Below are 12,898 nucleotides of genomic sequence, written 5' to 3' on the forward strand. Positions count from 1 at the left end.
AAAAAAACAGGAAGCTCAAATGACACGCAGATTGATCAGTTCAGGCTCCACCTTCGAACAGGAGATCGGTTACTCCAGGGCTGTAGTTGAGGGTGACTGGGTCTTCGTCTCAGGCACGACAGGTTTTGATTACAGCAAAATGACAATCTCGGACGATCTTCTTGAGCAGGCTGAGCAATGTTTCAGAAATATCGGTGCTGCTCTGGATGAGGCCGGGGCAAGCATGAGAGATATTGTGCGCGTCACCTATATATTGCCTGATGCTGCCGATTTCCCCAAATGCTGGCCCATATTCCGGAAATATCTTGGGGATGTAAAGCCAGCGGCAATGATGTTGGCTGCCGGCCTGTCGGATCCGCGTATGCGTATCGAGATACAGGTAACCGCAAGGCGCGGCTCAGGAGCGTGAGATATTTGAACGATCAAGGGAGAGCCTGTCGCTGTTGGCAGAGAGGATGGTTGGGATTTAGGATTCCACGCTAATAACAAATGAAGGGGGTAATTGATGGCTGAAAAAACAAACAAGATCTTTATCAGTTTTGCACTCAGGGACAGAAGTGCTCACGATCAGCTTCTGGAGCAATTGAGGGAGCAAACAAAGTTTTCCTTTGAGGAAATGCCCGTCAAGCAGTCCTGGGAGCCTTCCTGGAAAGACGAGTGCCGGGAGACGGTGAGGGGATGTGATGGCGTGATTGGCCTGATTACCAAAAACTACGTCAGAGCGGACGGCCAGCAATGGGAACTGCACTGCGCTTACGATGCGAGAATGCCTGTACTGCTTATTCACGGAGATTCTGATAAGCTCCCCTCCAAACTGCCTGAACCCGTTGGAGACCGCGAGATCGATGCGTGGACCTGGCCGACGATTTCATCGTTCCTCAACAGACTATAAGCATTTTTTCCTGAGCACTCCGGGCGGCAAAAAACCGCATATTGCCGACCGGAGCATGTCAGTTTTTCATATACCACCTTCCATAGCCTGGGGAAACCTGTCGCCTGGGGAAACCTGTCAGAAGGCGCCAGCAGCCCTGAGCCAAGTTCGACCGCTGCCTTTGTTGAAAGTGGGACCGCACGTTAAGAGTATTGCTGAAGAGTATCGATGCTCCCGCTGGAACCGCCCGGTGAGTCGAGAAAACTCTTATTGCAACACGCCCAGATCCGCTACCCGTTGCTCGATAGTTCGCATCATTTCTTCATAGGTTGGCGTTCCGGTTCCTCCGAAGCGTCTTTTGAACTCGGCCTCCGGCATGAATTCCGGCAGATCGGACCAGAAGGGCATCAAATCCGTGTCCCCAATGCCGGAGAGGACGCGATACTGAAGTTGCTGGGCTGATGTCTCGCTTGCTACCGCTTTTTCTCCAAATTTTGTGCCTGCGTGATCTGCAGCAAGATCGTTAAAGGAGAAGCCGCTGCCATGGCGGGAGTCCTCGAATTCCTTGTATAACCCGATTGCATCCGCGAGTGCGGTGTCGGCATAGGCAGCGATGGCGGCGGAAACCATGAAGTGCTTGGCAAAATCATCACGGCCATCCAGTGTTACAACCTGAGGCTGAGCTCGGGGCCACGCTGTTTTTCCTGGAAGAATCCGCTTCAGGGAGATACCCAGCACATGTGCTGTGGCCACCAGAATAAGGGCGCGGTTTTCAGCACGCGAGTCAGCCTCCGTCGATTGCCCAGCTGCTGCGCGCATGAGCGGTGAAAGCACATCCGACAGCGGTAATTCTTTCTCGCCAGCTCTGCTGCTTTCCACCAGCAGACGTTGATAACGAAGCAAGCGTTCGCGCTCCTCTTCGCCGATGATCGAGGCCTTCATTCCGTGGGAGAGCCCGCCGCGCCAACGATAAACAATGGTTAATTCATCCGGGGAAACCTTTACCATCCGAAGCGAGTCCAAACTGGCCTTGTATTCCGGGCTCTCTCTTAACCACTCCAGTATCCGGGGCATGAGCATGTCCGCAAGCGCGTCGGGCAACGAAAGTTTGCCGATCTGGATCGATCTGAGGTGGGGCAGGCGATCGGTCTCGACTAAGGATGCTTGAATGTTGAGATATCTATCCGAGTAGTGCCTGAGTGGAGTCTCGGAAAGGGGGATGCTTAGGCGGACCACTGCGCTTCGATGGGCAAGGGTGAGGTGAGCGCTGCCTTTCAGGAGCCTGCGCGCCAGATAATTTACGGCCAGATCCGCATCCGCCGGCATTATCCTTGCAGCAGCGAACATTCCCGGACGTACCCAGTAACGATGCTTATCCACAATGCGCTTTGCGCGTTCTACGTGATCCGGTGTCAGGACGACCTGACGGTTGACGCGGGGGCGATCTTCAATGGCGAGTGAGATTACGACGACCAGGATCAGGGAAAAACTCAATAGCAATCCAGCCGATACAATCAGAAGTTTGCGCATGAAATTTTATTGAAGTGTCGCTCAGGACAGAAGACGCCCGATGCCGTGTTCCGGACCCTGGCATCTGCGTCCTTGGAGATTTGCCGGGAGAAGATAAAGAAAAACGACGTTTTGACCGATACTCAAATCGCTTTCTCAAAAAAGGCGGAACAGATCACAACGGTCCCAATGGCATGCAAACCGCGCCGTACAGGCGGCGCATGCCGCATCCGGTGATGATTATCCCGACTTTACCGAGAATGCTCAAGGAGGACTTATCAAACGGTTTCTAATACCACCAGTAGGGGCGGTAGAATCCTCCCCAATAGGGTCCGCCATAATAATACCCATATCCGAAGTATGGACTGAAGCCGTAGCCGGGCCCACCATAAGCGTAAGGCTGATATTGGTACACCGGCCATAAATAAATGCCTTTAGAAGAAAGCAGAGGCAGACGTACGTGTTTTTTTCCTATCGTACGCTCGATATCACCTTCGATTGTTCCCGCAACTGTGATTTCTCTATCCTTTGCATAAACGGCGGGATCCAGAAATTCGGAACTCTTGATCACGAAACGTCCCTCGCTCTGTTTGTTCAGTTGCGGCCGTCCGGAATAATTGAGAGGATAGGACAGCACCTGCACCAAGGTGAAGTTTTCTTCATTTTCAACATCAATCACCACGCCTCCCCAACGGACGGACGTATCCTTATAGCTGTTCGGGTTCTGGCTCACTTCGCCATAATCGACTTTTGCCACCGGTACGTCTCGCACTGCTGCCGGCAGTCCGACGCACGCGCTCAAGAAGATACAGACGAATAACAAGTATGGTCTCATCTTTTTTTCCTTTCATGAAAACACGGTCCATGGATTGTTTATTTGCCATCTTCGCCTAGAATTGGAATTTCTTAATAGAGCCACTACAAGCATAGTTTAATCTGGATTAAAAACACGACGCTATTAATAGGGCGCCTTTGAATCTCTCTCATGACTGGGCAAGCTGTCAGGGGATTCCTTCGGGTGTTATGCCGTCCGTGTCGTGAGGAGGAGGATGCTTTCCTGAAGCCGGCTTATGCCTCGTTGTTGAAAGCGCGGATTCTCCGTCAGCACGTCGAATTTTGCGAGCAGTCGAATATCCGTGTGTTTTCCGTAAAGCGCCTCTACCTCGACTGTGGAAACCGCAAAAGGCGGACCGGACATTTCAGCTTGGGGATAATCGAAAGTAACGAGCAGTATCCGGATTGCGGGCGGCAAGATGGACAGCAAGTGGTCCGTGTATGCATCGCGGGTTTCCGGGGGCAAGGCGACGAGGGAGGCGCGGTCGTACACTGCGTCCACCTGTGCCAGATGGTCTTTTTTCAGGTCGAAAAAATCTCCGCACAGAAGGCGGATGCCATCAGCATCCCACTGATCGAATTTCTCGCCCATGATGTGGCGAGGGGAATATCCGTTCTCCTTGAAGAACGCCTCTACTGCCAGAGGGCTTAATTCCACCCCCAGCACGGAAAGATTCTGCTCGCGAAGCCATATCATGTCACGGTTTTTACCGCAGAGAGGAACGAATACCTGTTTTCCGGGCGCAACCTGTAATTCCGGCCAATATCGGCTTAAATATGGATTGATCTCGCTCTGGTGAAAACCGATTTCTTCCTGCCTCCAGCGTTCCAGCCAGTACTCTTTCTTCATTTTCCTGTGTTCTCCCGGCATTATTTAAGATAAATTTATCCTGTCGCCATCCACTTGAGCTCGTAAAAGATTAGGCCGACAATGGTTCGTCGATATAAAAATCCGCCAAAATTATCTCGCTGACAACTACGAAATGCTTCAAAAACTTGCTGCACTTTTCAAGGAATTCGGATTTTTTGCTGGTCTGCTGTATCTGTCAGATCGTTTTCTTGCCAGCATTTCTCCCAGCCTGCGACTGTATTTCTACGACATTATGGTCCAGCCCATTCACAAAGAGCCGCTTATTCCAGAGCGGTTAAGCAGGAACCTAGAAATTCGCGAGATCAAGCGAGGTGATCCCGAAGTGGAGCTTATGCCGGCACGACCAGACATAAAGGAGGCTCGTTTCGAGCAGAATGCGGTTTGTCTTGGTGCTTTTCAAAAGGGGAAATTTATCGGGTATATGTGGTTTTGTCCCCATACCTATATAGAAGATGAAGTTCGCTGCATCTTCCTGGTGTCGCCCTCAGGCGAAGCGGTCTTCGATTTCGATTTCTACCTTTTTCCCGAATATCGCATGGGTCGAGGATTTATCGGCATGTGGAGCGGAGCCAATCAATATCTCAACGAGCGAGGGATAAAATATACGTTCAGTCGTGTCACCCGGACGAATATCGCCTCGCGCCGGGCGCACAGTCACCTCGGATGGAAATGTGTAGGACGCACACTATTCCTGCAGGCCGGACAATTGCAGTTCATGGCTGCCACTATTTTTCCCTTCCTTCACTTGTCGTTTGGGAAGTCCGGACGTGTTCAGCTAAAATTACGTCCCGATGCTCTGCTGGTCCAATAATCCCTCCCTGAAATAAATGTGGAACTCGGGCTCGCCAGGACAATCGAAGGCACCAGAATAAACCAGAATAATCAAGGGCCCGAAGTTTGCGAAGGGTTGAAGTAACCTCAGGTCTTTTTACGCAGCACCGTGGTATGAAGCATCAGGCGGGAGAGCGTCAGCAATTCGAGTGAAACTCCTCTTCACTGTGCTGTCATGTTTTTCAGTGCAGAGTTCTCTGATCCATGTTCTTGGCAATAGTGAGGCAATGTATCCGGGTGTACACTTCGTTTATTTTATATTGAGAGGCTATCCATAACCGAGGGTGAACATGAATTTGAATGCAAAGAAAACAACCACAGCTGTTCAATCTGCTTCCGAAAACCCCAAGTTGCGTGTAATGCCCAAACAACTCTTTTCCCGAACTCCTGTTCTTGCCGGAGGTAATGCTGCGGCAAAGCGTGAGGAAATACGCGAATACTTTCATTCCACGCTGGACCGTTACGAGCAGCTCTTCGAAACGTTGCGGGGAGATGCGGCCTACTTCAAAAAGCCCATTTCTTTGCGTCACCCGCTCATATTCTATCTCGGCCATACGGCAACCTTCTTTACCAATAAACTACTGCTCGCAGGTCTGATCACTGAACGTATCAACCCCAAAATGGAATCGATGTTCGCAGTGGGTGTCGATGAAATGAGTTGGGACGATCTGGATACGACGCATTACGATTGGCCTTCTGTCGAGGAGGTGCGAGCCTATCGCAGAAGGATGCGGGAAACTGTCGATCGACTCATCCGTGAAACGCCTCTGACCTTGCCCATTGAATGGGACAGTCCCTGGTGGACGATCATGATGGGTATCGAACACGAACGCATTCATCTCGAAACTTCGTCCGTCCTTATCCGGCAGCATGCGCTGGAATATGTTGCCCCCCACCCTGCATGGGAGCCCTACCGTAAATCCGGAGCGGCGCCCGACAATCAGTTGGTGAAGGTGCCCGAAGGCACCGTGCAGCTTGGCAAGAAAAAAGATGATCCTTTCTACGGATGGGATAACGAATACGGTACCCACATTGCGGACGTTGCAGCCTTTGAAGCCAGCAAATACCTGGTAAGTAATCAGGAATTCCTGGAGTTTGTTCAGGCAGATGGCTATGGAACCGAAAGTTACTGGGAGGAGGAAGGGCGCGCCTGGCTGAAGCATGCGGGCGCGAAGCATCCCACCTTCTGGATTCGGCGAGGCGCCGAATGGGAGTTGCGCCTGATGACCAAGGAAGTTTCCATGCCCTGGGATTGGCCCGTGGAGGTGAATTATCACGAAGCCAAGGCCTTCTGTAACTGGAAGGCGGCCGCAAGTGGCCAGCCCTACCGCCTCCCGACCGAAGACGAATGGTACCGGCTCTATGAGGTGGCAGGATTATCCGAGGTTCCGGCTGCTGCACCGGCCGAAGCCAACATTCATCTCGATCATGGGGCATCCAGCCACCCTGTCAACGAATTTGCTCAGGGCGATTTTTACGATGTGGTCGGGAATGTGTGGCAGTGGACCGAAACGCCCATTTATCCGTTCGATGGCTTTGATGTTCATCCCCACTATGATGATTTCACAACACCAACCTTCGATGGCAGGCATAACCTCATCAAGGGAGGTTCCTGGATTTCCTGCGGCAATGAATCCTTGAAGAACTCACGTTACGCGTTTCGGCGCCATTTCTTTCAGCACGCGGGTTTTCGCTACGTGGTCGGCGCTGCCCCGGCGATTCAGCATGGCTCGCACTATGAAACCGACAAGCTGCTCTCCGAATATGCGGAATTCCATTATGGAGACATCTATTTCGGTGTGCCAAATTTTCCGAAAGCGCTGGCGGAACTCGCTATTGCCGCCATGGGAGATAAGCCTGCATACAAGGCGCTCGACCTGGGCTGTGCTTCGGGGCGAGCTGCTTTTGAACTGGCGCGGCATTTCGATGAGGTGACAGGGGTAGATTTCTCCGCCCGCTTCATCGGACAGGGAGTTCAGCTGGCATCGCAAGGGGTGTTACGCTATACCCTGACTGATGAAGGCGATCTGGTCTTTTACCGGGAGCGGACGCTGGCCGGACTGGGCCTGGATACGGTCAGGCATAAGGTGGCGTTCTATCAGGGCGATGCCTGTAATCTCAAGCCCATTTATACAGGTTACGACCTGATCCTCGCAGCGAATCTCATAGACCGCCTTTATGATCCGGCCAAACTGCTCACATCCATACACAACCGCCTCAATCCTGGTGGTATTTTGCTGATTGCCTCTCCCTATACCTGGCTGGAAGAACATACCAAGCGGGAAGCCTGGATCGGCGGATTCAAGCGGGATGGTGAAAGTTTCGGAACGCTCGACGGTCTGAAAGAAATTCTGGGTGCCCACTTCAAGCTGATTCAGGGCCCTACGGAAGTTCCATTTGTCATTCGCGAAACACGCCGTAAATTCCAGCACACGCTCTCGGAAGTAACAATCTGGGAGAAAATTGCTTGAACAGAAGCGCTTCCATCGGGAACCAGGATTTTGATAAGGAAATCGACCGGACCGGGACAGCCAGCCTGAAATACGACAGGCGCCAAAGTATGTTCGGCGCAGCGGGAGTGATTCCCCTATGGGTCGCGGACATGGATTTTGCCGCTCCAGCCGCGGTCACCCAGGCGCTTTCCCGACGCGCCGCTCATCCGGTGTATGGGTACACTGTTTTTCCCGACAGTTTGTATGAGGCGCTGACTGGTTGGCTGAGGCGTCGTCATGGCTGGGAGATCGAGCGGGACTGGATCATGATGTGTCCCGGCGTGGTTCCGTCGTTGCATGCCGCCATCATGACCTTTGCGCAACCCGGAGAATCGGTTATCGTGCAACCGCCGGTATATTTCCCCTTTTTTTCTGCTGTTACCAGTACCGGCAGGCAACTCGTACAGAATCCGCTGCGGTTGCGGAATGGCCATTATGAGATCGATTACGATCATCTCGAGCAGTGTGCGCAAGGCGCCCGTCTCCTGTTGTTATGCTCACCGCATAATCCCGTCGGCAGGGTATGGAGCAGGGGAGAACTCGAACGCATCCTGCGGATAGCGGATAAACACAATCTCGTGGTATTTTCCGACGAAATCCACGCTGATCTGGTTTATCCTGAAGCCAGGCATCATGTACTTTCCCGGCTGGCGAAAGCATGGGCCGGAAGCAAGGCGAATGTCATAACAGCTGTCGCTCCCAGCAAGACATTCAACATTCCCGGATTGAATCTTTCCGCACTCGTCGTGCCGGATTCCAGGCATCGGGAAGAGCTTGCGCGGACGTTCGATATCCTGCATGTCAGCGCATCCAATCCTTTCAGCATTGCTGCTTTCGAGGCAGCCTATCAGGAAGGTGAAGTCTGGCTGGATGAATTGCTGGTTTATCTACAGAAAACCCGTGATTTTGTCTCAGAGTATCTGGCGATCCACCTCCCGGAAATCCACCTCATCGAGCCCGAAGGCACGTATCTGCTCTGGTTTGATTGCCACGAACTGATGAACGCATTGGGGATGACGGATATCCAGCTCAGGCATTTTTTTGTGCATGAAGCGGGGATCGGCATGAGTCCCGGCACTTTGTTTGGCGAGGAAGGCAGCGGTTTCATGCGCATGAACATCGGTGCGCCCCGTAGCATCATTGAAGCAGCACTTGAAAGCATCAGAAAAGCTGTGCACAAAGCAAAGCAGGGGAGCACCTGAGCGTATGGAAGTTCCGGCAGTCCTGTTTTCCCAGGAAGGGAAGCTCCGCTCGTACTCATGAGACAGCCGCAACAAAGAACAACCAGACAATAACGAGCGCTGTTTCAACCTAGAAACCGTAGTTGGAAGTGGAACGTGTGGTGATCCAGGTGCGAGGCAAGGCGCGATGAGGCCGCAGGGCCGCTCCCTGCAACGAAGAACAACGCCACGTTTTCGACAATGCCTCTATATCCCATCGGCTTGGCTCTCTAATTAAGCGGTCAACTGCGGTTTCTAGGTTCAATACATGAGCGAAGCACTCAAATCCTGGAGCGGCTGGATAGCGGTCTTCTTTTCCATATGCATCTGGACCGGTTTCATTCTTGTCAGCCGATACGGAGGAATGGGGACGTTGACAAGCTGGGACATTGCCCTGCTGCGATTCGGAGTAGGTGCTTCGATCGCCGTCTTTTTTTTGCCGCGCATCCTGTTGCCCCCACTCAAGGTGATAGTCCTGTTCTCGCTGTTCGGCGGTATCGGTTACGCTGCGGTGGTATACGCTGCCTTTCGCTGGGCGCCGGCAGCTCATGCTTCCGTGCTGCTCCCCGGCACGCTGCCTTTTCTGACTGCGATCATTGCGTGGCTGTGGTTCGGCGAAAGATTTACCGGGGCGCGCCGACTGGCGCTGCTTATTGTTTTTGCCGGTATCCTGCTGACTGCCGCTGACTCGCTCTCACTCGGAACACATGTATCTCCCACGCAGATTCTCGGTGATGTGCTATTTCTTTGCGGCTCCTCATTATGGGCGATATTCACGCTGCTGCTTGCACGCTATCCGATGCCGCCGCTTGCTGCCACTGTAACGACCACCCTGGGCAGCGCCGCAGTTTACCTGCCCGTTTGGCTGTTATTTCTGCCCAGCAATCTCGCACAGGCACCTGTCCGCGAAATCATCCTCCAGGCCGCGTATCAGGGCGTGCTGGTCGTCTTTATCGCGATGCTGCTCTATACGTTCGCGGTGCGTCGCCTCGGGTCACAGACGGTCGCCCTGCTGATGGCATTCGTGCCCGTCATATCCGCATTGGCGGCTGTGCCTGTTCTGGGGGAACCTCTGCCTCTGCTCACTTTGGCGGGATTGGGGGCGGTTACCGTGGGCGCCGTGCTCGGAGCGCGGCGGGTATGAATATTCGGCGGAAGCAAATGCGGAGACACAGTATCCCCGATAAGGGCATAATGAGCATTATCTGATACTCTAGCCGACCATACTCGGGTTTCGGGTGGAGGTAGTCATCGTGCTCGTGTTCATGTGAATCTCGCTCTGCGAATAGCTCTTGAACGATGACGCCTCAAAGCGAGGCGAAGATGCCTGCCGCGAACTGGGGCGGACGAAGAGACAGGACTGCTCCTATTCGCTATTTTTGAATCTCTGATATTGATTTCCCCTATATAGAGTAATGCCGGAATCCGGGCTTTCGCCGATTTCTCCCGATGACATGCTTTCAGCCGCAGGGGCGCCTGCTCTGCCGGCTACCTGGATTGCGGCTGTTGAATCCCGGCTTTCCAAGGAAGAAAAGGTGGCGGCATGGCTCGAAACTGACCTCAATGGCCGATTGCATTTTGATCCTGGACTAGTAGTCGTCACCAATAAACGTCTGCTCGTCAAGGCGGAGGCGGAGGCGGGGGCGGCGACAACGTTACAGGAGTGGAGTTACCGGCCCGGATTGACGCTTGTGCGCAGTGATCATGCAGGCGTCGGCAGCCTTGAACTCTTCGATGAGAACGCACTGCTCGCACGCTGGCGCTACACATTGGGGAGGGATGCTGCGGCCACCCGGCTCATCGATAATTTCCGGGAGCAACTTCATTATCACTTGACAGGGGAGTTTCGCCCTTTACCTGTACAGATTCTCTGTCCCAAATGTCACAGGGTACTGGATGTCCCACTGGCTCCGGGGCAGGAGGAGTGCGAAGCGTGCCGCAAGCAAGTGCACGCGCCTCCGTCTACCTGGACTCTGTTACGTTTGTGGCGTTTCGCCAGACCCTACAAGTGGAGGCTTTTTGCCGGTTTTCTTCTGACGCTTGGCAGCACGGGAGCGGCGATGATACCTCCGTACTTGACCATGCCCCTGATGGACAACGTACTGATTCCCTACCAGAACGGTAAGCCAATTGACGTTGAACTAGTTGAGTTTTATCTGACCGGACTGCTCGGGGCCGCGATTGTGGCCTGGGGATTGGGATGGGCACGCACTTACGTGCTCGCACTGGTTTCCGAGCGTATTGGCGCTGATTTGCGCACAGCCACTTTTGAGCATCTGCTCAAACTCTCGCACGCCTATTTTGGCGGCAAGCGCACCGGGGATCTCATGGCGCGCATCGGGTCGGAAACAGACCGCCTCAACATTTTCCTGTCGCTTCATCTGCTCGATTTCGCCACCGACGTGCTGATGATCGGCATGACGACCATTATCCTGGTTTCGATCGAGCCGTGGCTTGCGCTGGTGACCCTGACGCCATTACCGATCATTGCTTGGTTGATCCATCTCGTTCGCGACAAGTTGCGGACCGGGTTCGAAAAGGTCGATCGCGTTTGGGCTGAGTTGACCAGCGTGCTTGCCGATACCATTCCTGGGGTGAGGGTGGTAAAGGCGTTTGCACAGGAGAAGCGTGAAGCAAGCCGCTTTCGTGGCGCCAATGAACGCAATCGGGAAGTCAATGACCGGGTCAACAAAGTCTGGTCGATGTTCACGCCAACGGTCGTGCTGTTGACCGAGGTCGGTTTGCTGGTGGTGTGGGTTTTCGGTATCTGGCAGGTATCAAAAGATGAGATCACGGTAGGGGTGCTGACGGCTTTTCTCACCTACATCAGCCGTTTCTATGTACGACTGGATGCGATGAGCCGCATCGTCTCGTTTACGCAAAAGGCCGCTGCCGGCACCAAACGCATCTTCGAAATTCTCGACCACGTTTCCAGCGTTCCAGAGCCTGCCCACCCCGTGCACCTGCCCATTGTAGACGGGCGCATCGAGCTGCGAAATGTCGAGTTCCGCTACGGTACCCGTACAGTCACGCACGGCATCAATATAACCATCGAGCCAGGTGAAATGGTGGGTTTGGTAGGGCATAGCGGCTCAGGCAAGAGCACACTCGTCAATCTGATCTGCCGTTTCTACGACGTGACGGAAGGCGCAATCCTGCTGGATGGCGTGGATATACGCGCGCTTCCGGTCGCGGAATACCGGAAGCATATCGGGCTTGTTCTTCAGGAACCCTTTTTGTTTTTCGGCACCATTGCCGAGAATATTGCCTACGGCAAACCGAACGCGACGCAGGAGGAAATTATTGCGGCCGCGCGAGCCGCGCATGCGCATGAGTTTATTCTCCGCCTGCCGCACGGCTATGACTCCCTGGTCGGCGAACGGGGACAGGCGCTCTCGGGCGGAGAGCGGCAGCGCATATCCATTGCAAGGGCGCTGCTAATCGATCCGCGTATTCTGATCCTGGATGAAGCGACATCCTCCGTGGATACGACCACAGAGAAAGAGATCCAGAAAGCGCTCGAGAACCTGGTACGGGGCCGGACTACCATCGCGATTGCCCATCGGCTCTCCACATTGCGCGATGCCAGCCGGCTTATCGTGTTTGACCGTGGGAGCGTTATCGAAATAGGTAATCATGATGAACTCATGGCGCGTGAAGGGCATTATTACCGGCTTTACCAGGCGCAAGTGCGTAATGTAGACACAGAGGACGATCTGCGCAGGCCGAGCCCGGAGCCAAGGGCTGAAGGTGGCCGGGAATGACGGAAAAAACGCCCTTATACTACTCCCTGCACCGTAATGCCTTTGGACGACTGGTATTTACCGGGGAGAACGGGGAAGTGCGAGAGGACGTGTTTCCGGTGCGGGCTTTTCCCATTACCGCTCCCAGCCGCGGTATCTCGCTGGTCGATGCGGATGGCCATGAGCTGGCGTGGATCGAGGCGTTGAGCGACCTTCCCGATGAAACGCGCAAGCATGTTGAAACGGATCTTGCCAACCGGGAGTTCATGCCGGAAATCAAACGCATCGAGGCAGTTTCAAGTTTTGCTACCCCCAGCACCTGGCGGGTTGAAACCGACCGCGGTGCTACGTCATTCGTTCTCAAGGGCGAAGAATACATTCGCCGTCTGACTCCAATCGCTTTGCTGATCACCGACAGCCAGAACATCAACTTCCTGATACGCGACCGTACGGCGCTCGATCATTACAGCCGAAAGATCCTCGACCGCTTCCTCTGATTCAAAGTACAGATGGCAAGGGTATCGATT

General features: G+C 53.7%; 11 protein-coding genes. 8 read left to right on the plus strand and 3 right to left on the minus strand.

From position 1 onward, the window contains the following. Positions 1–19: 19 nt before the first annotated feature. Complete coding sequence (locus tag BMW46_RS00315; protein ID WP_074703715.1) at positions 20–409, plus strand: RidA family protein; 390 nt, start codon at positions 20–22, stop codon at positions 407–409. Positions 410–505: 96 nt separating this feature from the next. After that, complete coding sequence (locus BMW46_RS00320; protein WP_074703716.1) at positions 506–892, plus strand: TIR domain-containing protein; 387 nt, start codon at positions 506–508, stop codon at positions 890–892. Positions 893–1,138: 246 nt separating this feature from the next. On the opposite strand, the gene BMW46_RS00325 is transcribed toward BMW46_RS00320, so the two are convergent. The 3 genes from BMW46_RS00325 to BMW46_RS00335 form a co-directional block, all read right to left on the minus strand. Beyond that, complete coding sequence (locus BMW46_RS00325; RefSeq protein ID WP_074703717.1) at positions 1,139–2,401, minus strand: hypothetical protein; 1,263 nt, start codon at positions 2,399–2,401, stop codon at positions 1,139–1,141. Positions 2,402–2,669: 268 nt separating this feature from the next. Beyond that, positions 2,670–3,215, minus strand: coding sequence for a Slp family lipoprotein (locus tag BMW46_RS00330; protein ID WP_074703718.1), 546 nt, complete (start codon positions 3,213–3,215; stop codon positions 2,670–2,672). A gap of 186 nt (positions 3,216–3,401) precedes the next feature. Beyond that, a complete protein-coding gene (locus tag BMW46_RS00335) occupies positions 3,402–4,064 on the minus strand; it encodes a thiopurine S-methyltransferase (RefSeq protein WP_074703719.1) in 663 nt (220 codons plus the stop codon). A 133-nt stretch (positions 4,065–4,197) separates the two neighbouring features. On the opposite strand from BMW46_RS00335, the gene BMW46_RS00340 reads away from it, so the two are divergent. The 6 genes from BMW46_RS00340 to BMW46_RS00365 all read left to right on the plus strand — a co-directional run bounded on the left by BMW46_RS00340 (position 4,198) and on the right by BMW46_RS00365 (position 12,868). Next, positions 4,198–4,896 (plus strand): GNAT family N-acetyltransferase, encoded by a 699-nt coding sequence (locus tag BMW46_RS00340; protein WP_074703720.1) that lies wholly within the window; start codon positions 4,198–4,200, stop codon positions 4,894–4,896. A gap of 379 nt (positions 4,897–5,275) precedes the next feature. Next, a complete protein-coding gene (gene ovoA, locus BMW46_RS00345) occupies positions 5,276–7,387 on the plus strand; it encodes a 5-histidylcysteine sulfoxide synthase (RefSeq protein WP_074704428.1) in 2,112 nt (703 codons plus the stop codon). Continuing rightward, positions 7,384–8,610, plus strand: a complete 1,227-nt coding sequence (locus tag BMW46_RS00350) for a MalY/PatB family protein (protein ID WP_074703721.1) — start codon at positions 7,384–7,386, stop codon at positions 8,608–8,610. Before ovoA ends, BMW46_RS00350 begins: the two co-directional genes overlap by 4 nt. 286 nt (positions 8,611–8,896) lie before the next feature. Beyond that, entirely contained in the window at positions 8,897–9,772 is an 876-nt protein-coding gene (locus tag BMW46_RS00355; RefSeq protein ID WP_074703722.1) for a DMT family transporter, read from the plus strand. Positions 9,773–10,082: 310 nt separating this feature from the next. Further along, on the plus strand, positions 10,083–12,392 hold the full coding sequence (locus BMW46_RS00360) for a cyanophycin metabolism-associated ABC transporter (protein ID WP_074704431.1): 2,310 nt from the start codon (positions 10,083–10,085) through the stop codon (positions 12,390–12,392). Next, on the plus strand, positions 12,389–12,868 hold the full coding sequence (locus tag BMW46_RS00365) for a cyanophycin metabolism-associated DUF1854 family protein (RefSeq protein ID WP_074703723.1): 480 nt from the start codon (positions 12,389–12,391) through the stop codon (positions 12,866–12,868). Before BMW46_RS00360 ends, BMW46_RS00365 begins: the two co-directional genes overlap by 4 nt. Positions 12,869–12,898 lie beyond the last annotated feature (30 nt).

Origin of the sequence: Nitrosospira multiformis, from assembly GCF_900111585.1 — a bacterium.
GTDB lineage: Bacteria > Pseudomonadota > Gammaproteobacteria > Burkholderiales > Nitrosomonadaceae > Nitrosospira > Nitrosospira multiformis_B.

What these genes read in the sequence shown, in the direction of transcription:
- BMW46_RS00335 (WP_074703719.1), bottom strand. Translation starts at nt 4,064, where the DNA reads ATGAAGAAAGAGTACTGGCTGGAACGCTGGAGGCAGGAAGAAATCGGT.
- BMW46_RS00315 (WP_074703715.1), top strand. Translation starts at nt 20, where the DNA reads ATGACACGCAGATTGATCAGTTCAGGCTCCACCTTCGAACAGGAGATC.
- BMW46_RS00320 (WP_074703716.1), top strand. Translation starts at nt 506, where the DNA reads ATGGCTGAAAAAACAAACAAGATCTTTATCAGTTTTGCACTCAGGGAC.
- BMW46_RS00365 (WP_074703723.1), top strand. Translation starts at nt 12,389, where the DNA reads ATGACGGAAAAAACGCCCTTATACTACTCCCTGCACCGTAATGCCTTT.
- BMW46_RS00360 (WP_074704431.1), top strand. Translation starts at nt 10,083, where the DNA reads ATGCTTTCAGCCGCAGGGGCGCCTGCTCTGCCGGCTACCTGGATTGCG.
- BMW46_RS00340 (WP_074703720.1), top strand. Translation starts at nt 4,198, where the DNA reads ATGCTTCAAAAACTTGCTGCACTTTTCAAGGAATTCGGATTTTTTGCT.
- BMW46_RS00355 (WP_074703722.1), top strand. Translation starts at nt 8,897, where the DNA reads ATGAGCGAAGCACTCAAATCCTGGAGCGGCTGGATAGCGGTCTTCTTT.
- ovoA (WP_074704428.1), top strand. Translation starts at nt 5,276, where the DNA reads ATGCCCAAACAACTCTTTTCCCGAACTCCTGTTCTTGCCGGAGGTAAT.
- BMW46_RS00325 (WP_074703717.1), bottom strand. Translation starts at nt 2,401, where the DNA reads ATGCGCAAACTTCTGATTGTATCGGCTGGATTGCTATTGAGTTTTTCC.
- BMW46_RS00330 (WP_074703718.1), bottom strand. Translation starts at nt 3,215, where the DNA reads ATGAGACCATACTTGTTATTCGTCTGTATCTTCTTGAGCGCGTGCGTC.